Origin of the sequence: Ideonella sp. WA131b (genome assembly GCA_023657425.1) — a bacterium.
In the GTDB taxonomy this organism is placed as follows: domain Bacteria; phylum Pseudomonadota; class Gammaproteobacteria; order Burkholderiales; family Burkholderiaceae_C; genus Rubrivivax.
This window is the reverse complement of record JAGTJW010000001.1, coordinates 1,128,550-1,151,913: the sequence shown is the minus strand read 5'-3', so window position 1 is coordinate 1,151,913 and position 23,364 is coordinate 1,128,550. Positions and strand designations below refer to the sequence as shown.

The window sequence follows — 23,364 nt, the reverse complement described above, 5'->3', positions numbered from 1 at the left end:
GTTCGAGCCTTGCAGAAGCGGTCGTCGGCCCAGCGAGCTGTCTCACCAGGGGCCCATGACCGCTGCACCTCGGACAGCGGCCGCTCGACATGACGGTGGTCGTACAGCCCAACGGCCGCTTGGTGCCAGGCAGTGTGAATTGGGGCAGCTGGTGGCGACGGACCGCAACCGCTGCATGGCTGCCCCTCGCACCACAGCATGGCCCGCACACAACTTGAACCCCGGAAGCCACGCTTCCTAGGTAAGCCGCCGTCCAGTCTCACCAACTCCTGCGCGCCAGTCTCATTACTTCTGCGCGAGTCTCAACAACTATTGCGCCGAACGAACGGCTGCGCTCAGACATCGATATTCGCCGCCCTCAACGCATTGCTCTCAATGAACTCCCGCCGCGGCTCGACCTCGTCGCCCATCAGCATCGTGAACACCTTGTCGGCTTCGATGGCGTCGTCGATCTGCACCTTCAGCAGGCGGCGCACGGTGGGGTCCATGGTCGTCTCCCACAACTGCTCGGGGTTCATCTCGCCCAGGCCCTTGTAGCGCTGGCGGCTCACCGCGCCCTCGGCCTGCTGCATCAGCCAGGCCATGGCGGCGCGGAAGTCGGCCACCTGGTGTTCCTTCATCTTGTCGCCCTCGCCGCGGCGCACCACGGCATCCGCATCCAGCAGGCCCTTGAAGCTGGTGCCGGCCAGCGCCAGCGCGGCGTAGTCGGCGCCGTGCACGAAGTCTTGCGTGATGACGCTGCTGCGGGTGTTGCCATGGTGGCGGCGGCTGATGCGCAGCAGGTGCTTGTCGGTGCGCGCGTCAAACTGCGATTCGACCGTGGCGTCCTTCAGCGCCGCCTGCAGCGCCACGGCGCTGGCCTCGGCCTCGGCGGTGGTGTCCAGGTTCAGCGTCAGGCCGCCCGCAATGGTGCGCACCGCCGCCTCGTCCATCCAGTTGCTCAGGCGCTCGGTCACGGCGTTGGCCGTCAGGTAGGCACGGGCCAGCGTCTCCAGCGCCTCGCCGGTGATGGCGGGCTTGGCGCCTTCGTGCACACCCTCGGGGTACACCGCCGCGCCGTCGAGCGCCACGCCCAGCAAGAAGGCGTCGAGCGCGTGGCCGTCTTTCAGGTACTCCTCGTGCTTGCCCTGCTTCACCTTGTACAGCGGCGGCTGCGCGATGTAGATGTGCCCGCGCTCCACCAGCACCGGCATCTGCCGGTAGAAGAATGTGAGCAGCAGCGTGCGGATGTGGGCGCCGTCCACGTCGGCGTCGGTCATGATGATGATGCGGTGGTAACGCAGCTTGTCGGCGTTGAAGTCCTCCGCCCCGATGCCGGTGCCCAAAGCCGTGATCAGCGTGACGATGCTGTCGCTGCTGAGCAGCCGTTCATAACGCGCACGTTCCACGTTCAGGATCTTGCCGCGCAGCGGCAGGATCGCCTGGAACTTGCGGTCGCGCCCCTGCTTGGCGCTGCCACCGGCCGAGTCGCCCTCGACGATGTAGATCTCGCACAGGCTCGGGTCCTTCTCCTGGCAGTCGGCCAGTTTGCCGGGCAGGCCCAGGCCGTCGAGCACGCCTTTGCGGCGTGTCATCTCGCGGGCTTTGCGGGCGGCTTCGCGGGCGCGGGCGGCATCGACGATCTTGCCGCAGATGATCTTGGCGTCGTTGGGGTTCTCCAGCAGCCAGTCGGTGAGCAACTTGCCGACGATGTCTTCGACCGGGCCGCGCACCTCGGAGCTGACGAGCTTGTCCTTGGTCTGGCTGCTGAACTTGGGCTCGGGCACCTTCACGCTCACCACGCAGGCCAGGCCTTCGCGCATGTCGTCGCCGGCGATCTCGACCTTGGCCTTTTCGGCGATCTTGTTCTCGGCGATGTAGTTGTTGATGACGCGTGTCATCGCCGCGCGCAGGCCGGTGAGGTGCGTGCCACCGTCCCGCTGCGGGATGTTGTTGGTGAAGCAGAGCACGTTCTCGGCGTAAGCGTCGTTCCACTGCATCGCCACCTCGACACCGATGTTGGTGTTCTGGTCGCTCGTCTTCTCGCCCATGGCGTGGAAGATGTTCGGGTGCAGCACCTTCTTGCCGGTGTTGATGAAGCCGACGAAACCCTTCACACCCCCCGCAAAAGCGAAGTTGTCTTCCTTCGCGTTGCGCTCGTCCACCAGGCGGATCTTCACGCCGTTGTTCAGGAAGCTCAGCTCACGCAGCCGCTTGGCCAGCACGTCGTAGTGGAAGTCGATGTTGCTGAAGATGGTGTCGTCGGGCAGGAAGTGCACCTCGGTGCCGCGTTTGTCGGTGGCGCCGGTCACCTTCATGGGGCTCACCTCGACGCCGTCGCACTGCTCGAGCACGCGGTCCTGCGTCACGCCGCGCTTGAACTCGATGAAGTGCACCTGGCCTTCGCGCCGCACCGTCAGGCGCAGCCACACCGACAGCGCGTTGACGCAGCTCACGCCCACGCCGTGCAGGCCGCCGCTGACCTTGTAGCTGTTCTGGTTGAACTTGCCGCCGGCATGCAGCTCGGTCAGCGCGATCTCGGCCGCGCTGCGCCGGGGCTCGTGCTTGTCGTCCATCTTCACCCCGGTGGGGATGCCGCGGCCGTTGTCGGTGACGCTGATGGAGTTGTCGGTGTGGATGGTGACGACGATGTCGTCGCAGAAGCCGGCCAGGGCCTCGTCGATGGCGTTGTCCACCACCTCGAACACCAGGTGGTGCAGCCCCGTGCCGTCGGAGGTGTCGCCGATGTACATGCCCGGGCGCTTGCGCACGGCCTCCAGGCCTTCGAGGATCTGGATGCTGCTCTCGCCGTAGGCACTGCTGGCGGCGCTGCCGCTGTCGATGGCGGGGCCCTGCTCGGCGGGCACGTCCTTGCGGGTCACGCCGTCGTCGGGCTTCTTCGGTTCGGTCATCACAGGCTCTTTTCCGGGTCGCGGGCCGCGTGTTCGCAGCCCCTTCAAAACGCTGAAGCGGGCCTAGGCCCGCCGTCTGCTGGGGTGGGTGGCCGGCGGTGCTAGATGCGCATGGGCATGACCACGTACTTGAACCCCGGCTGCTCCGGCAGGCTGAACAGCGCGCTGGCCGCGCCGTCCTGCAGTTCCAGCTTGACCATCTCGTGCGCGCTGTTGGCCAGCGCGTCGATCAGGTAGCTGACGTTGAAGCCGATCTCGATCGGGTCGCCGGCATAGTCGACCTCGATCTCTTCCTTGGCCTCTTCCTGCTCGGCGTTGCTGCTGGCGATCTTCAGCAGCCCAGGCTCGATGTTCACGCGCACGCCCTTGAACTTCTCGCTCGTCAGGATGGCGGCGCGCTGCAGGCTGGCCAGCAGCGGCGCGCGTCCGAGCACAACACTGTTCTTGTGATTCTTGGGGATGACGCGGTTGTAGTCGGGGAACTTGCCCTCGACGAGCTTGGTCACGAACTCCAGCCCCGCAAACTGAAACTTGGCCTGGTTGCTGGCGAAGCGCATCTCGATGGCGGCGTCTTCGTCCTTCAGCAGTCGCTGCAGCTCCAGCACCGTCTTGCGCGGCAGGATCACCTCCTGCTTGCTTGGCACCTCGGCCTCGAGCGGGTTCTGCGCCATCGCCAGGCGGTGGCCGTCGGTGGCCACCAGGGTGAGCGTCTTGCCCTCGGCGATGAACAGGATGCCGTTGAGGTAGTAGCGGATGTCATGCACCGCCATCGCGAAGTGCACCTGGTTGATCAGACCCTTCAGCGTCTTCATGGGCACCGAGAAGGTCGGCCCGAAGTCCACGCTCTCGTTGACGAGCGGAAAGTCATCCGCCGGCAGCGTCTGCAGCGTGAAGCGGCTCTTGCCGCCCGACAGTGTGAGCTTGTTCTGGTTGCTGGACAGCGTGACGACCTGGTCGGCCGGCAGGCTCTTGAGGATGTCGATCAGCTTGCGGGCGCCCACCGTGATGGCCAGAGGCCCTGCGTCGCCGCCGAGTTCGGCCGTGGTGCGCACCTGGATCTCGAGATCGCTGGTGGTGAACTCCACCGAGGATCCGTTCTTGCGCATCAGCACGTTGGCCAGGATGGGCAGTGTGTGCCGCCGCTCCACGATGCCGGCCACGGCCTGCAGGGCGTCCAGCACGTTCGCTTGCGCAGCCTTGAGAACGATCATGGGCTTTCCTCTCTCTTTTTCTCTGGTAGCAGTAGATAGAGCGCCACCGAACCTGGGGACAAGGCTATTTTCGCCTTATCCGGCAATGCTTTAGCTGCCGGCGAACCCTGTGTGTGCGGCCCCTGGTCGGCGGGCCGGCTTTGGGGACATCATCAACGCGTTGCGGCGCGCTGTGGACAACACCGGACTTGTTCGAATCTTGCCCACAGCCTTCTGCCCACCGAAGAGGCCACCCAACGGCCCCCGTCCCATTCACCCATTCACCCCTTCAGCGTCTGCTCCAGCACATGCAGCTGCTGGTTGAGCTCGGTGTTGGTGCTGCGCTCGGCGCCGATCTTGCGCACCGCGTGCAGCACCGTGGTGTGGTCGCGGCCCCCGAAGAGCTCACCGATCTCGGGCAGGCTCTTCTTCGTCAGCTCCTTGGCCAGGTACATGGCGATCTGCCGCGGCCGTGCGATCGAGGCCGGCCGCTTCTTGCTGTACATGTCGGCGACCTTGATCTTGTAGAAATCGGCGACGGTCTTCTGGATGTTCTCCACCCCGATCTGCCGGTTCTGGATGGACAGCAGGTCGCGCAGCGCCTCGCGGGCCAGGGCGATGTTGATGTCCTTGTGGCTGAAGCGGCTGTAGGCCAGCACCTTGCGCAGCGCGCCTTCGAGTTCGCGCACGTTGGCCCGCACGTTCTTGGCGATGAAGAAGGCCACGTCCTCGGGCATCTCGCTGCCCTCGGCCAGCGCCTTGCGCTGCAGGATGGCCACGCGCATCTCGAGCTCGGGCGGCTCGATGGCCACCGTCAGGCCGCTGTCGAAGCGGCTGGTGAGGCGTTCGTCGATGTCGACCAGGCCCTTGGGGTAGGTGTCGCTGGTCATGATGATGTGGGCCTTCTTCGACAGCAGGGCCTCGAAGGCGTTGAAGAACTCCTCCTGCGTGCGGTCCTTGCCGGCGAAGAACTGCACGTCGTCGATCAGCAGCAGATCGAGCCCGTGGTACTTGGCCTTGAGTTCGTCGAAGGTCTTGCGCTGGTAGTTCTTGACGACGTCGGAAATGAACTGCTCGGCATGCAGGTACAGCACACGCGCGTCCGGGCGGTCCTTGAGCAGCGCGTTGCCCACGGCGTGCACCAGGTGCGTCTTGCCCAGGCCGACGCCCCCGTAGATGAACAGGGGGTTGTACATGGCCCCCGGCGCCCCGGCGACGTGCAGCGCAGCCGTGCGCGCCATCTGGTTGGCGCGGCCGGCCACCAGGGTGTCGAAGGTCAGCGCGGTGTTCAGGCGGTGGGTGCTGGCGGGCAGCGGGCGGGCCGGCGGCGGTGACTCGGCCGCGCGCAGGCCGTCGCCCAGGGCCAGCGCGTCGAGGGCCAGCGTGGAGGCCGCCAGGGGCTGGGTGCGGCGCAATGGCATCGCCGGGGCCTCTGCGCGCTGCGGCGCCACCGACAGCTCCAGCCTCACGGCGGCGCCGGCCACCTCGCACAGCGCGGTCTCCAGGCGGGCGGCGTACTGGGCGCGGATCCAGTCCAGCTTGAAACGGTTGGCCACCCGCACCGAAACCGTGATCGGGCTGGCTTCGGTGCCCCCGTCGGCGGGCGCTGGCGGGCTCACGCTCACGGCGCTGGCCAGCGGCCGGATCCAGGTGGTGAATTGTTGTTCAGGCAGTTCGAGCGCGAGGCGCTCGCAGGCACGCTGCCAGAGATCAGACGTCATTGTGGACATGTTCTTTTGGGAGCCACCGGCCAAGGCATCCCTCACGGCCGGCGGACCGCGGTTATCCACAACCTTCGCGCGGCTGTCAATCCCCGCCGGACTGCAGCAGTTGATGCGCAAGTGTTTGACCGGAAAGGGCATTTTTGCTGTAATCGTGGGTTTCCCGAATTCGCCCGCAACCAGGCCTTCAAGGCCACACCAACCCTACAGGTCTGCCATGAAGCGCACCTACCAGCCGTCCAAGATCCGCCGCGCCCGCACGCACGGTTTCCTCGTGCGCATGAAGTCCCGCGGTGGCCGCGCCGTGCTGAACGCCCGCCGCGCCAAGGGCCGCAAGCGCCTGGGCGTCTGAGCCGGGCCAGCCGGTCGCCCGCGGGCCGCCAGCCCTTGCCACACGCTGCCCACACCCGCCGCGCCGCTGCCTTGTGCACAAGGCCGACTTCGAACGATTGCTCGCCACGCGCTCGCGCGGGCGGAGTGCTCACTTCGCCGTTCATCACGTGAATGCGGAGCCCCTGCCGGTTGCGCCGCACCGCGGAAGGCTGCGGGGCACAGAGTTGTCCACAGATGTTCCCGGCGTTCAGCCCGAACATGTGGATAACATGCCAAGGTCGCAGTGGCTGGGCTGCATGGTGCCCAAGCGCCAGGCCCGCCGCGCGGTCACGCGCAACCAGCTGAAGCGGCAGATGAGGGACAGTTTCCGCCGCCATGCCGCCGCCCTGCCCAAGGGCCTGTGGCTGCTCAGGCTGCACGCCGGGTTCCCGCGGCCCGACTACCCATCGGCGCGCTCGACGGCCCTGGCCGAGGCCGTGCGCGCCGAGCTCGACCGTTTGCTGCTGGCCGCCGCTCGGCCGCGCTGAGCCAGCCGCCCGGACCCCATGCCCGCTGCCATCGCCTTCGTCCGGGCCCTACCGCGCCGGCTGCTGATCGGTGCGGTACACGCCTACCGGCTGTTGCTGAAGGCCTGGATCGGCAACGGCTGCCGCTTCGAGCCCAGCTGCTCGGCCTACGCGCTGCAGGCGCTGGAGCGCCATGGCGCGGCCGCCGGCAGCTACCTGGTGGTCGCCCGCCTGGCGCGTTGCCACCCCTGGTGCGAGGGCGGCCACGACCCCGTACCGCCCGCACCACCCGCCCTTTTCTCGCGCCTCGGGCTTGGAGCCCGTGCCGCCGACGAACTGCCCCGAATCTCCCGCTGATCGCCCACCCATGACCGATATGCGCCGCACCCTGCTGTGGGTGGTCTTCACGATGTCGCTCGTCCTGCTGTGGGACGCCTGGAACCGCCACACCGGCCAGCCGACGATGTTCGGCTCGCCCACGCGGTCCGCCGCCACGCCCGCCAGCGGCCCCGCCGGCACGGCCCCTGCGGCCCCTTCAGCGGCGGCCGTGCCGGCGCCGGCCACCATGGGCGCCGTACCCGCCGCCACCGCGCCGGCCGGCGCCGTGCCGACGGCCGCAACGCCGCCGGGCAGTGAGCTGGTCACCGTCACCACCGACCGCGTCAAGGCCAGCTTCGACAGCCTCGGCGGCAGCCTGGTGCGCCTGGAGCTGCTGGCGCACCGCGACAACAAAGACGCCACGCGCAACGTGCTGCTGTTCGAGCAGAGCCCCAAGCGGCTGTACGTGGCGCAGACCGGCCTCGTCAACAGCACGGCCGGCCTGCCCTTGCCCAACCACCTCACGGCGATGACGGCCATGCCCGGCGAGCGCACGCTGGTCCCGGGCTCGAACGAGATCGCGCTGCGCTTCGAGTCGCCCGTGGTCGACGGCGTGCAGCTGGCCAAGACCTATACCTTCAAACGCGGCGAGTACACCGTGGACGTGCGCCACGAGGTCATCAACCAGGGTGCCGCGCCCATCAATCCGCAGCTGTACCTGCAGCTGGCCCGCGACGGCAACCCGCCCGAGGGCGAGAGCGCGTTCTACTTCACCTTCACCGGCCCGGCCGTCTACACCGAGGCCAAGAAGTTCCAGAAGGTCGAGTTCAAGGCCATCGCCAAGGGCGACGCCAGCCACGAGCGCGCCGCCAACGAAGGCTGGATCGCGATGGTGCAGCACTACTTCGCGTCGGCCTGGCTGGTGAACACGCCGGGCCCGCGCGAGTTCCGCACCGCCAAGGTGGCCGACAACCACTACACCGTGGCCATGGTGCAGCCGCTGGGCGAGGTGGCCCCTGGTGCCACCCGGGCGCACGACGCCGTGCTCTTTGCCGGCCCGCAAGAGGAGAACAAGCTTGCCGCGCTGGCGCCGGGCCTGGAGCTCGTCAAGGACTATGGCTGGTTCACCGTCCTGGCCAAGCCGCTGTTCTGGCTGCTCGACAAGCTGCACTCCGTGATGGGCAACTGGGGCTGGGCCATCGTCGCGCTGGTGGTGGTGCTGAAGATCGCGTTCTACTGGCTCAACGCCAGCGCCTACCGCAGCATGGCCAAGATGAAGGCCGTGGCGCCCAAGGTGAACGAGCTGCGCGAGCGCTACAAGGACAAGCCCCAGCAGATGCAGCAGGAGATGATGCGCATCTACCGCGAGGAGAAGGTCAACCCGCTGGGCGGCTGCCTGCCCATCCTGGTGCAGATGCCCTTCTTCATCGCGCTGTACTGGGTGCTGCTGAGCAGTGTGGAGATGCGCCAGGCGCCGTGGGTGCTGTGGATCAACGACCTGGCCCAGCCCGACCCCTGGTTCATCCTGCCCGTGCTGATGACGGCCTCGTCGCTGTTCCAGGTGTGGCTGAACCCGGCCCCGACCGACCCGATGCAGGCCAAGCTGATGTGGTTCATGCCGCTGGCCTTCGGCTTCATGTTCTTCTTCTTCCCCGCCGGCCTGGTGCTGTACTGGCTGACGAACAACATCCTGTCGATCGCGCAGCAGTGGTACATCAACAAGAAGCTGGGCGTGGCGTGAACTGAGCCACGGATTCCGGAGCGGCCTGCCCTGCCCGGCCTTCAGGCGGCAGCGCGGGTGGCCGAGGATGCAGGCATGCGGGTGACCCGGCCACACACGGCCGGCTCAGGAGCCCGGTCCGGCATCAGCGCCGGACCGCTCCACCCGCGCCAGCATTCAGCGCCGCGCCGACAATGACAAACCCATGCGCGCGGCCCTCCCGTCCCGGCCCCGGGACCCCATCGTCGCCATCGCCACCGCTCCGGGGCGCGGTGCGGTGGGCATCGTGCGCGCCTCGGGCGCCGACCTCGCCCCGCTGATCCGCGCCGTCTGCGGCCGCGACACGCTGCCGCCGCGGCAGGCGGTGCTGCTGCCCTTTGTGGGCGACGACGGCGCGGCGCTCGACCGCGGCCTGGCGCTGCATTTCCCGGCGCCCCACAGTTACACCGGCGAAGACGTGCTCGAGCTGCAGGCCCACGGCGGCCCCGTGCTGCTGCAGCTGCTGCTGGCGCGCTGCCTGCAGGCCCTGCCGGGGCTGCGGCTGGCGGCGCCGGGCGAGTTCACCGAGCGCGCCTTTCTCAACGACAAGCTCGACCTCGCGCAGGCCGAGGCCGTGGCCGACCTGATCGACGCCAGCACCGAGGCGGCGGCGCGCAGCGCCGCGCGTTCGCTGACGGGCGCCTTCAGCGACGAGATCGCCGCGCTGGCCGCGCAGACGGTGGAGCTGCGCACGCTGGTGGAGGCGACGCTGGACTTCCCCGAGGAGGAGATCGACTTCCTCGAGAAGGCCCGCGCCCGCGAGCGGCTCGATGCGCTGCACGAGGCCGTCTCGCGCGGCCTGGGCCGGGCGCGCCAGGGCGCGCTGCTGCGCGAGGGCCTGCGCGTGGTGCTGGCCGGCCAGCCCAACGTGGGCAAGAGCAGCCTGCTCAACGCGCTGGCGGGGGCCGAACTGGCCATCGTCACACCCATCCCCGGCACCACGCGCGACCGCGTGGCCGAGACCATCCAGATCGACGGCGTGCCGCTGCACGTGACCGACACCGCCGGCCTGCGCCTGCCGCACGAGGCGGCCGACGAGGTGGAGCGCATCGGCATCGCGCGCAGCTGGGAGGCGATCGCGGGCGCCGACGTGGTGCTGTTCCTGCGCGACCTGTCGCGCCGCGGCGAGCCGGCCTACGACGCGGCCGATGCCGAGATTGCCACGCTGCTGCCCGCCGCCACGCCGCGGCTGACGCTGTGGAACAAGGCCGATGCCGCCACGGCCGCCGGGTTGCCCGCAGGCGCGATGGCGCTGTCGGCGCGCACCGGCGCGGGCCTGGACGCGCTGCGCCAGGCGCTGCTGGCGCAGGCCGGCTGGCAGCCGGCGGCCGAGGGCCTCTTCATCGCGCGCACGCGCCACGTGCAGGCCCTGCGCGAGGCCCGCGCCCACCTCGAGGCCGCACAGGCCCACGCCGCCGTGCGCGACGCCGCGCTCGACCTGCTGGCCGAGGAGCTGCGCCTGGCCCACCGCGCGCTGATGGCCATCACGGGCGAGTACGGCACCGAGGAGCTGCTGGGCGCGATCTTCGGGCGGTTCTGCATCGGCAAGTAGGTGGGGTTCCGTAGAGTTCCGATGACTTCCTAGGTTGTTCGATAAGCCTATGATTGAAAAGGCTTTATTGTCTCTTGCGTACCGTCGGCTTCCGGCAAGAGCCGAGCGATTTCATGTACACGCATGGGTACACATCCGGCATATGATGATCAATCTCCGTCATGTGTACATGGAAGCCCGCCCATGCCGCTCACCGATGTCGCCATCCGCGCCCTGAAACCCGAGGCCAAGCGCTACAGCCGCACCGACGAGCGCGGCCTGGTGATCGAGGTGTTCCCCACCGGCGGCATGCTCTGGCACTACCGCTACCGGGTGAACGGCAAGCCCGAACGCGTGACGCTGGGCCGCTACCCGGCGCTGTCGCTTCGGCAGGCACGGCTGGAGCGTGACCGGCGCGAGGCGCTGGTGGCGCAGGGCCAGTCGCCGGCGGCGCAGAAGCGCCTGACGCGCCAGGGGCTGGGGCCCGAGCTGACGGTGGCCGAGTTCGGCGAGCGCTTCTTCCGCGAGATCGTCAACCGCGACCGCAAGGACACCACCATCCCCCGGCGCTACTTCGACAAGTCCATCGTGCCGGCCATCGGCAGCAAGCCCGTGGGCGAGGTGACCACCGAGGACGTGCGCGCGATCATCTGGCGCAAGAAGAACGAGGGCTTCGACGCGGCCGCCGGCGTGATCCGCGGCCTGCTGAAGCGCCTGTTCGACTACGCCATGACCGCCGGGCTGACTGCGACCAATCCGGTGATGGCGCTGCCGATGCGGCATGTGCACCGCGCGCGCTCACGCGACCGTGCGCTGGCGCCGCAGGAGATCCGGGTGTTCCTGAAGGCGGTGATGGACTCGAACGTGCGCCGGCAGTTCAAGGTGGCGCTGCGGCTGATCCTGCTGACCCTGGTGAGGAAGTCGGAGCTGATGCTGGCCCGCTGGGAGCATGTGGACTTCGAGAAGGCCGAGTGGTCGATTCCGGCGGAGCACTCCAAGACCGGCAAGCCGCACCTAGTGTTCCTGTCGCCGCAGGCGCTGGCCTTGTTCGCGGAGCTGCGCTCACTGGCTGGCGGCAGCGAGCTGGTGCTGCCGGGGCGCGGGTCGCTGACCAAGCCGTTCGCGCACAACGCGATGAACAATGCGCTGAAGGTGGCGCTGCGGGGGCAGGACATCCCCGCGTTCACGATTCATGATCTGCGGCGGACGGCGTCGACGCTGCTGCATGAGCATGGGTGGCCGGCGGACGTGGTGGAGAAGGCGCTGAACCACACGATCGGCGGGGTGCGCGGGGTGTACAACCGGGCGGAGTATGCGGGGCAGAGGCGGGAGATGCTGGGGTTCTGGGGGGAGTATGTGGAGGGGTTGGGGCGGGGGGCTTGAGCCCGGCCGTGTTCGGCCACGATTAGTCACACGCCTGCACGCCGCACAGCCGACCCTCGGCTACGCCCTGCCCACCACTGCAAGCACAGGCAGTCCGCGCTTGCTGCGGCGTTCAATCCGGGTCATCAGCGTTTGGATCTTTGAGTTCGGCGAACTTTGCGGCCATTGTCGGATTGCCGCGGGTGAGCCGCTTGATCGTGAGGTCCTCGGCTTTGTCGTTGGCGAGTCGTAGATTGTTCGCTGACTTGTGCAGCGCTTCCTTCGTCTTTTCCAGATCCTTGATCGCTTCGTCGATCCGCTTGATAGCCTCGGCGAAGCCTTCGGAAGCGAGCCGCCAGTTCCGTCCGAATGCCGTCTTGAAGTCGTCGATCTGCCTCTCGAAGTTAGTGATGTCGATGTTCTGCGCCCTCACGAGGGCAAGCTCGGTCTTGTATTGCAGCGAGTTCTGGGCTGCGTTGCGAAGCAGCGTAATGATCGGAATGAAGAACTGCGGCCGGACCACATACATCTTTGGGTACCGATGAGAGACATCGACGATCCCGGTGTTGTAGAGGTCGCTGTCGGGCTCAAGAAGTGAAACGAGCACAGCATACTCACAGCCCTTTTCGACCCGATCCCTGTCGAGTTCCTTCAGGAAGTCCTCGTTCTTCTTCTTGGTCGCGGTCTCGTCGCTCTCGTTCTTCATCTCGAACATGATCGAGATGACCTCGGTTCCCCCTTCGTCCGAGTCGCGGAAGATGAAGTCACCTTTGCTTCCGTTGCGTGCGTCGTTGTCCTTCTCGAAATAGGCTCTTTGAAACGCCGAGGCTCGGATGCGATTGAATTCGGTCTCGCAGTGCTGCTCCAGGGTTTCGCCGACCATTTTGGTCGACAACCGCGCCTTCATATCCCGCAGTCGCTCGATCGCGTCATCGCGGTCCTTGATTTGCGTCTCGTACTTGTCCTTCAGGGACTTTTCGGCGAGTTGCTTCTCAAGGACCACTCGCTCCAAGGAATTTTTCAGCTCGTCCCGCTCCTTCGCCACCGCGCTGACGGACTCTGCAACTGCAAGCCTCTGGGCAGCCTCGCCAGCGCCGAGCTGCGCCTTCAATTCCTGTATCTCCGCGTCCTTCGTCGCAGCGGCTCGCTGCAGTTCGTTGACGAACTTCGCCTCCGCCAGCTGCGCAGCCGTTTGCTTATCGTGCTTGGCCTGCTTGAGTTCGTTGGCGAGGGCATCACGCTCCTTTTCCACGGCACTCAGGGCCTCAGCTACTGCGAGCTTCTGCGCAACCTCACCGGCCTTGATCTTTGCCTGGAGGTCCCGCACCGCAGCGTCCTTGGCCGCGACAGCCTTCTGCATTTCGGCCGCGACCTTCGTCTCGGCCAGCTCGACGGCGTTCCTCTTGTCCTGCTCGGCCAACGCAAGCCGCTCGTGCAGCGCCCGCTCGAACTCGCTGTCGCGAACCTGCTTCAGGATGTCCGCGTATCCTGCCTCGTCGACTTTGAATGCCTTCCTGCAGTGCGGGCAAATGATCTCGTGCATGTCTACGCTCCTATCGCCTTGGCCAGAATCTGCTTGAGAATATCTGGGGCAGTTCCTTTCGCCTCAAGAGTCGCTGCCCGGTAGGCATATTGATTCTTTGAGAGGCGGATGCCGGCAGCGGCTTCAATCGCCGCACAGGAAGAGACCCACTCCGTCCAGTTGGACCCAAGGTAGCTCTCGAGGTGGTCGCTCAGGGTCGCGACACGATCGCCGACCCGGTCTGATGGGAAATCAACTTCGGTCTCGCCGAAATACTTCAAAAGCCGGCGGTTCTCGGTCGAAAACTTCGTGCGCTCGCCCTCTATGACACTCTGAGTCTTGCCTGCGGCCTTGGCACGCGCCTCGAAGCCACTGTCCCCGTCGAAGAGCACGTAGGTTGGAATCCCAAGGCTTACAAGGATGGCATGGGCAAGCGGGATACCCCCCTTGCCGTGCGCCGAGACAATCGACAGTCCTTGGGATTCGAGTCGGCCCACGGCATCCCGATCGCCAATGCCGTAGAACACCGCCGCCTCCGTACCCCCTTCGACCAGCAGTGCACGCGCCGCGAACAGAGTTACCGAAAGCTGACTGGCGACAATTCCGTCTAGTTGACGGGCAACCTGGTCAGCATCAACCGTCCCGCTGAGCTTCGCCTTTACGGCGTCGACCGTGGCGAAGTGGATGGCAACTGCGGGCTTCTTGTCGACGGATCGAGTCAATCGTCTGACCTGATCGAAATGGCGAGCCTCCAAAAAATATGGACTGTGCGTCGCATAGGTCACTTGGATGCGCTTGCTGGCGTCTTCGGCAAGTGACCGGAGCACCTTTGCAAAGGCCTGGGCCTGGATCGGATGCTGGAACAGCTCTGGTTCCTCGATCGCCAAGCAGATCACACCCTCCGCCGAAGCCGCACCCGACTGCGCCAAGAGCTGGAGCGCAGAGATCAGAAGCGTGCGCTGAAAGCCATGTCCTTGTCGCTCGACGACAGTCTCGGTCGTTCCGTCCAGTACTGCCACGTCGAACGTCGTGCGAGGAGCTTTGAGTTCCACCCCGGCAGGAGAAACCGTGACCGCTCGACCGGGGGAGTAGGATCCGACGACTTCATTCAGCTGCGTCGTAATCGCATCAAGCTGCGCCTTGAACTGCTCCTCGTAGACTTGCTGCTGCTTGGCGCGCGACTCCTCGACGATCTTCGCGATCTCGTCATCGGCGGCTGCGCGGTCGATCGAACGCTCAAGGATTCGCCCAATGATGCTCGACTTGCCGTCGATCGACTCCTCACTTGCCCGCAGGTCGGCGGTGACGAGGACAAAGTCAAAGAGGCCGCTCATCTTGCCGCCGCTGTTGAAACCGAAGAAGTTGGTCTGTAGCGCCTCTGGAGCGTCGACAAGCTGATCGGTGTGTGAGGACTCCCAGGCCGTCATCGCCTGCTCCACCGCTGCCCCAGTATTGGCAGCCGGAAGATTCAATTCCGCCCGACTGTTGCGAAGCTCAGCGTACATCTCCTTCTTCGCAGTCGCACTGCTTGCTGCCTTGATCGCATTGAACTCCGGAAGACCTTTAGCATTCGCAGAAAGTACCTCGGTACCGTCAGGCGACCGACGCTTCCAAGCTGTAAATCTGGCAACGCCTTCCGGCGCGTACTTGCCAAGTGCTTCCCGGTCCTTGTCGGTGAGCGCGCTGAAGGCAACCTGAACCTCGATGTTTTCGGTAGTCGCGCCGAACGAACAGTCCTTATCCGTGAGAGAGCCAGGCTTGCCGTTGAAGAACCAGTCAAGCGCACGAAGCACAGTTGATTTGCCGGCGCCGTTCGGCCCGATGAATGTCGTGACGGAATCGAAGGGGATGGTTACGTCATTCAGCGTGCGGAAGTTCCTAATTCGAACTGACTGAATCTTCATTGCTGTTCCGCCTTCCCTTGATGGACCGCTCGTAGTCGGAAATGGCGATTCGCGGGCTGGCCCGATGGATTCTTCAACGGAGTTCAAAAGCCAGATTCGCCTGCACGCCAACTACGCTTAAGAACCGGGAACATTTTGCCCTAGCCTCCAAGAGGGGAAGTACACCACCATCATCGCCTCGTCCACGCTGCCTACCAAGCGGCGGACTGCCGAACGTCCACTTTCCTGGCCGGCGTTGGACCGCTCCGGGTCAAACCCAGTCTGTCTCGGTGGCAGCGGAATCCTCGAGAGGTCGTTGAGTCCCCAAACCCTTGCGACTGCTGCGATTCCTGCTACTCAGAGCCAAGCATCTGCAGTCAATCGGTCGCAGGAGTCGCAGCAGTCGCAAGGCCCCCGGGCCTGGGCCATTGAACATCACCTGGGGTCTGTTGCAGCGGTCACTCGCATAGCAGCATCGGGTTCACCTCCACGAACCTCCTTCGGCCGTCCTCGACCATCCGCGCGCGTCGGCGCTCGGCGAGCGTCGCCAGCGCGGTCTTCATGTCTTTCGCGTCCCGGACAGGGGATGGCCCGCATCGGTAGACACGGTTCGTGGCAATTCGATGGCTGCCTGTGCGCCTTGCCTCGGCGATCAGCCAGTTGTCGAGCTTGATGGCTCCGCTGAGGTCGTTCGGGGTGTCGAGGTCGGAGAGCAGGCGTCGGGCTTCGTGCAGGTGCCAACTGATGATCCCCGCTGCGCCAGCAATCGCGTCCCTGTCGATCACGCCGACCGGCCCGTGGGCCAGCACATGGAACAGCGCCGCCAACCGTGCGATGTTCTCCGCGGCCTTGGCCGCCACGTCGCGGATGTCGGACAGCTCGCCGCCCGAGGCCAGCGCGCGCTCGATGCGGTCGTGCGCCTGCACCCAGGCGGCGTGTGCCGGTGGTGACAGCGCCAGTTCCGACGGCTGCAGGCCACCGTCGGCGTGGGTCGAGAGCGGCATCTCCAGCAGCTCACGGACGCGCGCGCCGAACCGCTCCACCGCCGGCATCGTCGCCGGTGCGGGCCGGTAGCCGCGCGTGCCTTGGGTGCTGGCGGGCCACGCGATCAGGAAGCGCGCGATGAACCCGCTGCCGCGCGGCAACGTGCCCGCGCGTTCGAGAAACCCGCGCAGCGCCGCGGGTTGCACCATCAGCCCGAAGGTGAGGCGGCGGTCGCGCAGGCGGAACGACGGCTTGCTGCGGCGGTCCACGGCGATCTCGCCGCCGTCCCACAGCGTGTTCAGCAGGGCGAGGTTGCGCAGGATGGTCTCGTAGCCCATGCCGTGGGCGCCGAAGACGGCGCCCGCCTCGGCCGACATGACCGCGCCGCTCGGCCAGCCGCTGGCCAAGGCGTGCGAGAGCGCTTCGGGGGTGGCGTCGGCGTACAGCAGCCGGGGCACTGGTGCGGCCTGCGGGGTGTCTTGCGCGAGTTCGTTGAGGGCTGCCTCGTCCTCGGCGGTGTCGTGCCCGTCGCGTCGCTTGCGGCGGATGGCTTCGAGCAGGCCGTCGCGCTTGGCCTGCAGCGCGGCGGTGGCAGAGGTGTGCGCAGCCTGCCCCGGGGCGGCCGCACGGGAGCGGTCGCGCTCCCATTCGCGCAGGGCGGCGCCGAGGATGCGGTCGCAGGTGGTCTTGCGTTCGCCGGACTCGGCCACGGCCAGGACGTAAAGCGACACCGGCCCGACGAGTTGCGCGTCGCGCCGCACGTTGACCAGGCCCTGCGCGGCCACCGACAGCGTGGAAAGCGCCGAGCACGCGACCAGCGCGGCCGGCGCCTGCACGAAGGCCTGCACTTCGAGCACAGCCTCGCGCAGCAGCGGCGGCAGCGCATCGACCGGATAGGGCGTGGGATCGAGCGGCGTGGTGAGCGGTTCGGGCTCGGCCCAGTCGTCCGGAGAGGTTGCTGCACTCATCGGGATGGCTACTTCGTCGGCTGCTGGCGGTTCGGCATGGGCGAGGGATGTCAGCACTGCGGAAACCCCGCTGAGCCGGTGCAGATCGTTGAAGTCGGTCGCGTCCGGTGGGCGGGCGTCGCCGAAGTCGGGCATGGCCAGCCGGCCGGCGACAGCCCGTGCGGCGGCGCGGGCATGGGTGAGCCCCGGGTTGCCGGCGGTGTGGTGGTCGTCGTCGCCGCAGACGATGATCGGCGTGCTGCGCCATCGGGCCCGCACGGCGCGGGCCACCGGTTCGAGGTTGCCGGCGTTGAAGGCCACGGCCACCGGGTGGCCCGTGGCTTCGTGCAGGCTGGCACCGGTGGCAAAGCCCTCGGCGATGAGGATGGACGACTCCGGGTCGCCGGCCCTGGGTGGCGGGCCAACCCAGCACGCCAGCCCCTGGACCCGGCCGCCGCGCAGGAACCGCTTGCTGCCATCGGCGCCGATGAATTGCAGGCTGTGCAACTCGCCGGCCAGGTCGCGCATCGGCACGAGCAGCACGCCTCGCCAGACCCGCAAGCCGTGGGGCTGCACGCCCTTGCGGGCGAGGTAGGGGTGGTCGGCCGGGGCGGGTGCGGCGCCAGCCCACAAGCGGGCCGCGGTTCTGCGGGCGGTGGTATGGCGTTCCGCGATGCCGCGGTCTCTTTCGGCCCGAGCCGCCCGGCTGCGTTCATGCATAGCTTGGCGTTCGGCGTCAGTGAGCGCTCGCGCAAGCTCGCATCGCCAGGTCTGCCAGCCGAGCCCGTCGCGCCAGTTTTCCAGCCCGCCGGCGGGGATGCCGTCCAGGTGCAGCAGGTAGGCCGCGTCGCCCCGGCCATGCCGGCCGGCGGCATGGCAACGGTGCAGGCGGCCGTCGGCGACCATGGGCTCGGGCGGCACGATGTCGCGGGCGCGCAGCGCGGCGCGGAACTGGTCGAGCACCCGGGCGACATCGGGCACAGCCGAGGGCAGGCCGCGCAGCGGCGGCAGTGAGTTGGCCATGGCGCCACCTCAGCGGCCCGGGGCCGTGCCGGGCCGCACGGCCTTGGCCCGCGCGGCAATCCAGGCGTTCACCTCGGATTCCAGCCAGCCCACCGCGCGCGCGCCCAGCGACACCGGCCGCGGAAACTGGCCGTCCTGGATGTACTGGTACAGCGTGCTGCGCGACAGGCCGGTGCGTTGCTCGACCTGCGGCCGGCGAAGGATGAGCGGGGTGCTCGGGGTTCCGTGTCTCATGCTCGTGTGCTCCCGTGTTGGAGGGAGGCCCGCCGTGACGGATGCCGTCGAAAAGCGGCGGGCCTTCGCAGGGATACGGATTCGCGCGGAAAAGTGTCGGGACGCCGTGCAACTTGTCGGCAGCCGGTCGCACCAGGCGGTGCCCAGCGGCATCTGGCGGAAGACGCGGGTCATGACGCGGGCCAGCGCGCTGCTGCGGTGTCCGCAGTGTGGATGCGCGCATGGCATGGGCCGCGGTAGCCTGCGCAGCATCGAACCCCCGTTGGTTGAGTCAGCCCGCTTGATGCCCGTCACGCATCGCCCAGCCCGCCCCTCGGGCGCCCGGAGCCGGCCCATCTCCCGAGAGCCGGCCGCCGCAAGGCAGGAGAACTTGTCGACCCCTGCGCCAGTCGCCGAGCCCATCGGCAGGCTGCGGCAACCCCTCAGCGGCCAGCCGCTGCGCCATCGATGCGCGTCGTCACTACGCGGTGCGCCGGTAGTGACGACGCGCCCAAAGCCGCGCCCAGCAAGCGATTGCGGGGTGCAGGCGCAAGTGACGGACCCAAGTGACGGGGTCCTGCCGCAGCCGGTAGCCCCGGCAAGCTGTTCCTGATGACCCCGCCACAAGCGGGACTCGTCCAGCAAGCGCCCAGCGGTCTGATCGACCTGGCGCAACCCGACGAACCCGCGGGGCTGCCAGCGCAGCAGAGGGTTCAACCGATGAGCCGACTCGCCACAGCGAACGTCATCGGGGCCAAAGCCGTGCCGGGCAGGCCAACACGCAGGACTTCGGCACAAACCGGGAGTGGTGCCCCGTGTCCCTCGATGTTCTCGTTGCGCTCAGGCGCTCGGGACGGACAGAAACACTGACCTGAATGAACGGCACCGACAAGACAGCTACGACAGGGCCCGTCCGACCCAGGGCTGACCAGCCGCAGGATGCTTTCCGTGAGAATGACCGTTATCTTTCGGCGTTCGGCAGGCCGCCGCCGGCCGGCCGCGCCGGAAGGCCGGATTCCCAGGGAACGGACAACACGTGTTTGAGCAGACCTTCAAGAACATCGACGACATCCTGCACAAGGATGCCGGCTGCACCAGCGAGCTGGACTACACCGAGCAGTCGTCGTGGCTGTTGTTCCTCAAGTACCTGGACGCGCTGGAAGCCGACCGCGCGGCCGAGGCCGAGCTGGAAGGGCGGGCGTACAGCTTCATCCTGGCCGAGCCCTACCGCTGGGGACGCTGGGCCGCGCCGAAGAACGCCGAGGGCCGGCTGGACCACCACACCGCGCTCACCGGAGACGACCTGCGCGACTTCGTCAACACCGCGTTGTTCCCGTACCTGGCCGGCTTCAAGCAGCGCGCCAGCGGCCCCAACACTATTGAATACAAGATCGGCGAGGTCTTCGGCGAGATCAAGAACAAGATCCAGAGCGGCTACAACCTGCGCGACGTGATCGATCTGGTGGACGAGCTGCGCTTTCGCTCGCAGACCGAGAAGCACGAGCTCTCGCACCTGTACGAAGCGAAGATCAAGAACATGGGCAACGCCGGGCGCAACGGCGGCGAGTACTACACGCCGCGCCCGCTGATCCGCGCCATGATCCGCGTGCTGGACCCGAAGATCGGCGAGCGCATCTACGACGCCGCCTGCGGCTCGGCCGGCTTCCTGTGCGAGGCCTTCGAGTACCTGAGCGCCAAGGCCGCCACCACCGACGACCTGGCCACGCTGCAGACACGCACCTTCTTCGGCAAGGAGAAGAAGAGCCTGGCCTACGTAATCGGCGTGATGAACATGATCCTGCACGGGATCGAGGCGCCGAACATCGTCCACACCAACACGCTGGGCGAGAACCTCAACGACATCCAGGACCGCGACCGTTACGACGTCATCCTCGCCAACCCGCCCTTCGGCGGCAAGGAGCGCAAGGAGGTCCAGCAGAACTTCCCGATCAAGACCGGTGAGACGGCCTTCCTCTTCCTGCAGCACTTCATCAAGGCGCTGAAGGCTGGCGGGCGCGCGGCCATCGTCATCAAGAACACCTTCCTGAGCAACACCGACAACGCGAGCACCTCCTTGCGCAAGCTGCTGCTGGAAAGCTGCAACCTGCACACCGTGCTGGACTGCCCCGGCGGCACCTTCCAGGGCGCGGGCGTCAAGACCGTGGTCCTGTTCTTCGAGAAGGGCGCGCCCACACGCCGCGTCTGGTTCTACCAGCTCGATCCCGGGCGAAATCTCGGCAAGACCAACCCGCTGAACGACGACGACCTGGCCGACTTCATCGCGCAGCAAAAGAGCTTCGCGGCGACGAAGCAGAGCTGGGCCGCGGATGTGGCCGACATCGACACCGCCACCTGGGATCTGTCGGTGAAGAACCCCAATGGCGGGGGTGAGGTGGTGATGCGCACGCCGCAGGCGATCCTCGACGAGATTGAGGCGCTGGATGCGGAGGCGGCGGAGGTGTTGAAGGGGATTCGGGGGTTGGTGGCGTGAAGGCGGGGTGGCAGGAGAGCCCTATCGGGGAGGTCTTTCGCGTGGTCAATGGTGGTACGCCGAAAACTGGTGTTGCCGCCTACTGGGACGGTCCGCATGCATGGATCACCCCAGCTGAAATGGGTGGCTTGGAAACGCCCCTTCTCTCGGGCAGTCGGCGCACATTGACGGACGAAGGGCTACGCGTCGGGGCAGAGTTGGTTCCCGAGGGCTCCATCATCCTGTCGACTCGCGCACCAATCGGGCATCTCGTGATCAACGAGGTACCCATGGCATTCAACCAAGGCTGCAAAGGGTTGGTTCCCTCAACCGGCGTGGACACGAAGTTCGCCTACTACTTCCTGCTCGCGAACGTCCCGCTGTTGGAGAGTCTCGGAACAGGCGCCACCTTCAAGGAGCTTTCGGGCGGCAAGTTGAAGGAGGTTCCGTTCCGCTTCCCCGAACTGAGCGAACAGCGCCGCATCGTCGCCATCCTCGACGAAGCCTTCGAGGGCATCGCCACCGCCAAGGCCCATGCGGAGAGGAATCTGCGGAATGCGCGGGAGGTGTTTGAGCGAGAGCTCGAAGCCTTGTTTTCAGGGGTTATCCCGCGATCCGTTTCCAGCACCCTGGGTTCCGCGTACGACGTGAGGGACGGCACACACGATTCGCCGAAGTACCACGATCAGGGGTACCCGCTGGTCACATCCAAGAACCTGAAGCGTGACGGGCTCAGCCTTGACGATGTCAAGCTGATTGATGGAACTGATTTCCGAAAGATCAATGAGCGAAGTGCGGTCCACAGAGGTGACGTTCTATTCGCAATGATTGGCACCATTGGAAACCCGACCGTAGTCGAAACGGAGCCGAACTTTGCGATCAAGAATGTTGCTCTTCTCAAGGTTTCACCTCATCAGAGCGGCCATTTCCTTCGTTACTACTTGAGCTCCCAAGGGGTGGCAACCAAGATGCAGGCGGAGGCGAAAGGCACTACGCAGAAATTCGTTGGGCTCGGCTACTTGCGCGCGTTTCCAATAGCCGTGCCGCCGCTCGAGGAGCAACTTTCGATCGTTCGCGAGCTCGACGATTTGCTGGCCGAAACTGATCGTCTTGAAGACATCTATGCCCGGAAGCTGGCGGTCCTCGACGAACTCAAGCAATCCCTCCTCCACCAGGCCGTCAGCGGGCAACTCTGATGACAGCGCCCCCCGCACTCACTAGGCCACCCCGCGACGTCGCGCTGATCGACGATCTGCGCGCGCTGCCGGCGGAGACCGCCTGGGTCGAGTTCAAGCATGAGAACACCGACCCCGAAGGCATGGGCAAGCGGGTCTCGGCGCTCTCGAACGCCGCGCGCATCGAGGGGCAGGACACGGCCTACATGGTCTGGGGCGTGGAGGACGGCTCGCACCGTGTGCTCGGCACGTCCTTCGAACCCGATGCGACCAAGGTACGCGGGCAGCCGCTGCCCTTGTGGCTGGCGCAGAACCTGCAGCCCAGCCCGGCCTTCGGTTTTCGGGTGGTGGCGCACCCGTTGGGTCGGTTGGTGCTGCTGGAGATCCCGGCGGCGCCGGGCGCACCCGTGTGCTTCCAGAACATCCCCTACGTCCGCATCGGCAGCGCCACGCCCAAGCTCACCGACTACCCCGAGCGCTTCCAGCGCCTGATCGAACGGCTGCGCCCGTATCGCTGGGAGTCGGAGGTGGCGCGGGCTTATGTCTCGGCCGACGAGGTGCTCACGCTCCTCGACTACCCGGGCTACTTCCGCCTGACCCGGCAGCCGCTGCCGGACAACCGCGCGGGCATCCTGGAGAAGCTGGCGGCTGATCGGCTCATCACCGCGGACGTCGGCGGCCAGTGGAACATCACCAACCTGGGCGCCGTCGTGCTGGCTGCGCGCCTGAGCGCGTTCGACCCCAGCCTTGCCCGCAAGGGCGTGCGCATGGTCGCCTATGGCGGCGCCAACCGTGCCGCCGCGGTCACGCACCGCCACGACGAGGATCGCGGCTATGCGGCGGCCTTCGAGGCGCTGGTCGAGACCTTGAATGCCTGGCTGCCCCGCAACGAGCATATCGGCGCGGCGCTGCGTGAAGCCCACCCCCTGTTTCCAGCGCTGGCCATCCGCGAGCTGCTGGCCAACGTGCTGATCCACCAGGACATGACGATCACGGGCGCCGGGCCGCAGGTGGAGGTGTTTGGCGATCGCATCGAGATCACCAACCCTGGGCGGCCGCTCGTGGCGGCCGACCGCATGATCGACCTTCCGCCGCGCTCCCGAAATGAGGCGCTGTCGTCGCTGATGCGGCGCATGGGCTTCTGCGAGGAACAGGGCAGCGGGCTCGACAAGGTGATCGCGGCCGTCGAGCTCTTCCAGCTTCCCCCGCCCCTGTTCAAGCCCGAGGACGGCGCCATGCGCGTGGTGCTCTACGGGCCGCGGACTTTCGCTGACATGACCCCCGATGAACGGGTGCGGGCCTGCTACTTCCATGCGGTGCTCAAGTTCCTGAGCGGGGAGAAGATGAAGAACTCGACGCTGTGCGCCCGGCTGGGGATCGAGGCGAGGAACGCGTCCCAGGCGTCACAGGTGATCGGCAAGGCGCTGGAGGCCGGCTTGATCCGCGTTGCAGACCCAGACCACCCGAGGGCCGGCTATGTGCCGCACTGGGCCTGAAGTTCTTGATCTGGTTTTGATCCTGCCGGCCCTTTCCCGG

The 23,364-nt window shown here is 66.7% G+C and carries 16 protein-coding genes; 9 read left to right on the top strand and 7 right to left on the bottom strand.

Annotated elements, in window-relative coordinates:
• Positions 1–335 precede the first annotated feature (335 nt).
• From gyrB to dnaA, 3 genes are all read right to left on the bottom strand, one after another.
• Positions 336–2,891 carry a DNA topoisomerase (ATP-hydrolyzing) subunit B gene (gyrB, locus tag KA711_05285; GenBank protein ID MCM0608397.1) on the bottom strand — a complete coding sequence of 852 codons (2,556 nt, stop codon included), beginning with the start codon at positions 2,889–2,891 and terminating at the stop codon, positions 336–338.
• A gap of 101 nt (positions 2,892–2,992) precedes the next feature.
• The gene (locus tag KA711_05280; protein MCM0608396.1) at positions 2,993–4,102 is read right to left on the bottom strand and encodes a DNA polymerase III subunit beta; all 1,110 of its coding nucleotides are present in this window, start codon (positions 4,100–4,102) and stop codon (positions 2,993–2,995) included.
• A gap of 260 nt (positions 4,103–4,362) precedes the next feature.
• Positions 4,363–5,802 carry a chromosomal replication initiator protein DnaA gene (gene dnaA / locus KA711_05275; GenBank protein ID MCM0608395.1) on the bottom strand — a complete coding sequence of 480 codons (1,440 nt, stop codon included), beginning with the start codon at positions 5,800–5,802 and terminating at the stop codon, positions 4,363–4,365.
• Positions 5,803–6,019: 217 nt separating this feature from the next.
• Here dnaA and rpmH point away from each other — a divergent pair, with 217 nt between their 5' ends.
• The 6 genes from rpmH to KA711_05245 all read left to right on the top strand — a co-directional run bounded on the left by rpmH (position 6,020) and on the right by KA711_05245 (position 11,632).
• Positions 6,020–6,154: a 50S ribosomal protein L34 gene (rpmH, locus tag KA711_05270; protein ID MCM0608394.1), complete on the top strand. Its 135-nt coding sequence runs from the start codon at positions 6,020–6,022 to the stop codon at positions 6,152–6,154.
• Positions 6,155–6,227: 73 nt separating this feature from the next.
• Positions 6,228–6,662: a ribonuclease P protein component gene (locus KA711_05265; GenBank protein ID MCM0608393.1), complete on the top strand. Its 435-nt coding sequence runs from the start codon at positions 6,228–6,230 to the stop codon at positions 6,660–6,662.
• 18 nt (positions 6,663–6,680) lie between these two features.
• On the top strand, positions 6,681–6,998 hold the full coding sequence (gene yidD / locus KA711_05260) for a membrane protein insertion efficiency factor YidD (GenBank protein ID MCM0608392.1): 318 nt from the start codon (positions 6,681–6,683) through the stop codon (positions 6,996–6,998).
• A gap of 10 nt (positions 6,999–7,008) precedes the next feature.
• The gene (yidC, locus tag KA711_05255; GenBank protein ID MCM0608391.1) at positions 7,009–8,700 is read left to right on the top strand and encodes a membrane protein insertase YidC; all 1,692 of its coding nucleotides are present in this window, start codon (positions 7,009–7,011) and stop codon (positions 8,698–8,700) included.
• A 184-nt stretch (positions 8,701–8,884) separates the two neighbouring features.
• Positions 8,885–10,270, top strand: a complete 1,386-nt coding sequence (mnmE, locus tag KA711_05250; GenBank protein ID MCM0608390.1) for a tRNA uridine-5-carboxymethylaminomethyl(34) synthesis GTPase MnmE — start codon at positions 8,885–8,887, stop codon at positions 10,268–10,270.
• Positions 10,271–10,453: 183 nt separating this feature from the next.
• Positions 10,454–11,632, top strand: coding sequence for a tyrosine-type recombinase/integrase (locus KA711_05245; GenBank protein MCM0608389.1), 1,179 nt, complete (start codon positions 10,454–10,456; stop codon positions 11,630–11,632).
• Positions 11,633–11,744: 112 nt separating this feature from the next.
• Here the strand turns inward: KA711_05245 and KA711_05240 are convergent, their stop codons facing one another.
• The 4 genes from KA711_05240 to KA711_05225 all read right to left on the bottom strand — a co-directional run bounded on the left by KA711_05240 (position 11,745) and on the right by KA711_05225 (position 18,204).
• The gene (locus KA711_05240; protein ID MCM0608388.1) at positions 11,745–13,154 is read right to left on the bottom strand and encodes a DUF2130 domain-containing protein; all 1,410 of its coding nucleotides are present in this window, start codon (positions 13,152–13,154) and stop codon (positions 11,745–11,747) included.
• A 2-nt stretch (positions 13,155–13,156) separates the two neighbouring features.
• Complete coding sequence (locus KA711_05235; GenBank protein MCM0608387.1) at positions 13,157–15,037, bottom strand: ATP-dependent endonuclease; 1,881 nt, start codon at positions 15,035–15,037, stop codon at positions 13,157–13,159.
• A gap of 437 nt (positions 15,038–15,474) precedes the next feature.
• The gene (locus tag KA711_05230; protein MCM0608386.1) at positions 15,475–17,970 is read right to left on the bottom strand and encodes a DUF3987 domain-containing protein; all 2,496 of its coding nucleotides are present in this window, start codon (positions 17,968–17,970) and stop codon (positions 15,475–15,477) included.
• A gap of 9 nt (positions 17,971–17,979) precedes the next feature.
• A complete protein-coding gene (locus KA711_05225) occupies positions 17,980–18,204 on the bottom strand; it encodes an AlpA family transcriptional regulator (protein ID MCM0608385.1) in 225 nt (74 codons plus the stop codon).
• A gap of 1,015 nt (positions 18,205–19,219) precedes the next feature.
• On the opposite strand from KA711_05225, the gene KA711_05220 reads away from it, so the two are divergent.
• Genes KA711_05220 through KA711_05210 form a run of 3 tightly spaced genes read left to right on the top strand, consistent with a single transcriptional unit; the run spans position 19,220 to position 23,324 of the window.
• Positions 19,220–20,674, top strand: a complete 1,455-nt coding sequence (locus KA711_05220) for an N-6 DNA methylase (protein MCM0608384.1) — start codon at positions 19,220–19,222, stop codon at positions 20,672–20,674.
• A complete protein-coding gene (locus tag KA711_05215) occupies positions 20,671–21,849 on the top strand; it encodes a restriction endonuclease subunit S (protein ID MCM0608383.1) in 1,179 nt (392 codons plus the stop codon). The genes KA711_05220 and KA711_05215 overlap by 4 nt, the downstream gene beginning before the upstream one ends.
• Complete coding sequence (locus KA711_05210) at positions 21,849–23,324, top strand: transcriptional regulator (GenBank protein ID MCM0608382.1); 1,476 nt, start codon at positions 21,849–21,851, stop codon at positions 23,322–23,324. Before KA711_05215 ends, KA711_05210 begins: the two co-directional genes overlap by 1 nt.
• Positions 23,325–23,364 lie beyond the last annotated feature (40 nt).

What these genes read in the sequence shown, in the direction of transcription:
- KA711_05280 (MCM0608396.1), bottom strand. Translation starts at nt 4,102, where the DNA reads ATGATCGTTCTCAAGGCTGCGCAAGCGAACGTGCTGGACGCCCTGCAG.
- rpmH (MCM0608394.1), top strand. Translation starts at nt 6,020, where the DNA reads ATGAAGCGCACCTACCAGCCGTCCAAGATCCGCCGCGCCCGCACGCAC.
- mnmE (MCM0608390.1), top strand. Translation starts at nt 8,885, where the DNA reads ATGCGCGCGGCCCTCCCGTCCCGGCCCCGGGACCCCATCGTCGCCATC.
- KA711_05245 (MCM0608389.1), top strand. Translation starts at nt 10,454, where the DNA reads ATGCCGCTCACCGATGTCGCCATCCGCGCCCTGAAACCCGAGGCCAAG.
- yidD (MCM0608392.1), top strand. Translation starts at nt 6,681, where the DNA reads ATGCCCGCTGCCATCGCCTTCGTCCGGGCCCTACCGCGCCGGCTGCTG.
- KA711_05240 (MCM0608388.1), bottom strand. Translation starts at nt 13,154, where the DNA reads ATGCACGAGATCATTTGCCCGCACTGCAGGAAGGCATTCAAAGTCGAC.
- KA711_05230 (MCM0608386.1), bottom strand. Translation starts at nt 17,970, where the DNA reads ATGGCCAACTCACTGCCGCCGCTGCGCGGCCTGCCCTCGGCTGTGCCC.
- KA711_05235 (MCM0608387.1), bottom strand. Translation starts at nt 15,037, where the DNA reads ATGAAGATTCAGTCAGTTCGAATTAGGAACTTCCGCACGCTGAATGAC.
- dnaA (MCM0608395.1), bottom strand. Translation starts at nt 5,802, where the DNA reads ATGACGTCTGATCTCTGGCAGCGTGCCTGCGAGCGCCTCGCGCTCGAA.
- yidC (MCM0608391.1), top strand. Translation starts at nt 7,009, where the DNA reads ATGACCGATATGCGCCGCACCCTGCTGTGGGTGGTCTTCACGATGTCG.
- KA711_05225 (MCM0608385.1), bottom strand. Translation starts at nt 18,204, where the DNA reads ATGAGACACGGAACCCCGAGCACCCCGCTCATCCTTCGCCGGCCGCAG.
- KA711_05210 (MCM0608382.1), top strand. Translation starts at nt 21,849, where the DNA reads ATGACAGCGCCCCCCGCACTCACTAGGCCACCCCGCGACGTCGCGCTG.
- gyrB (MCM0608397.1), bottom strand. Translation starts at nt 2,891, where the DNA reads ATGACCGAACCGAAGAAGCCCGACGACGGCGTGACCCGCAAGGACGTG.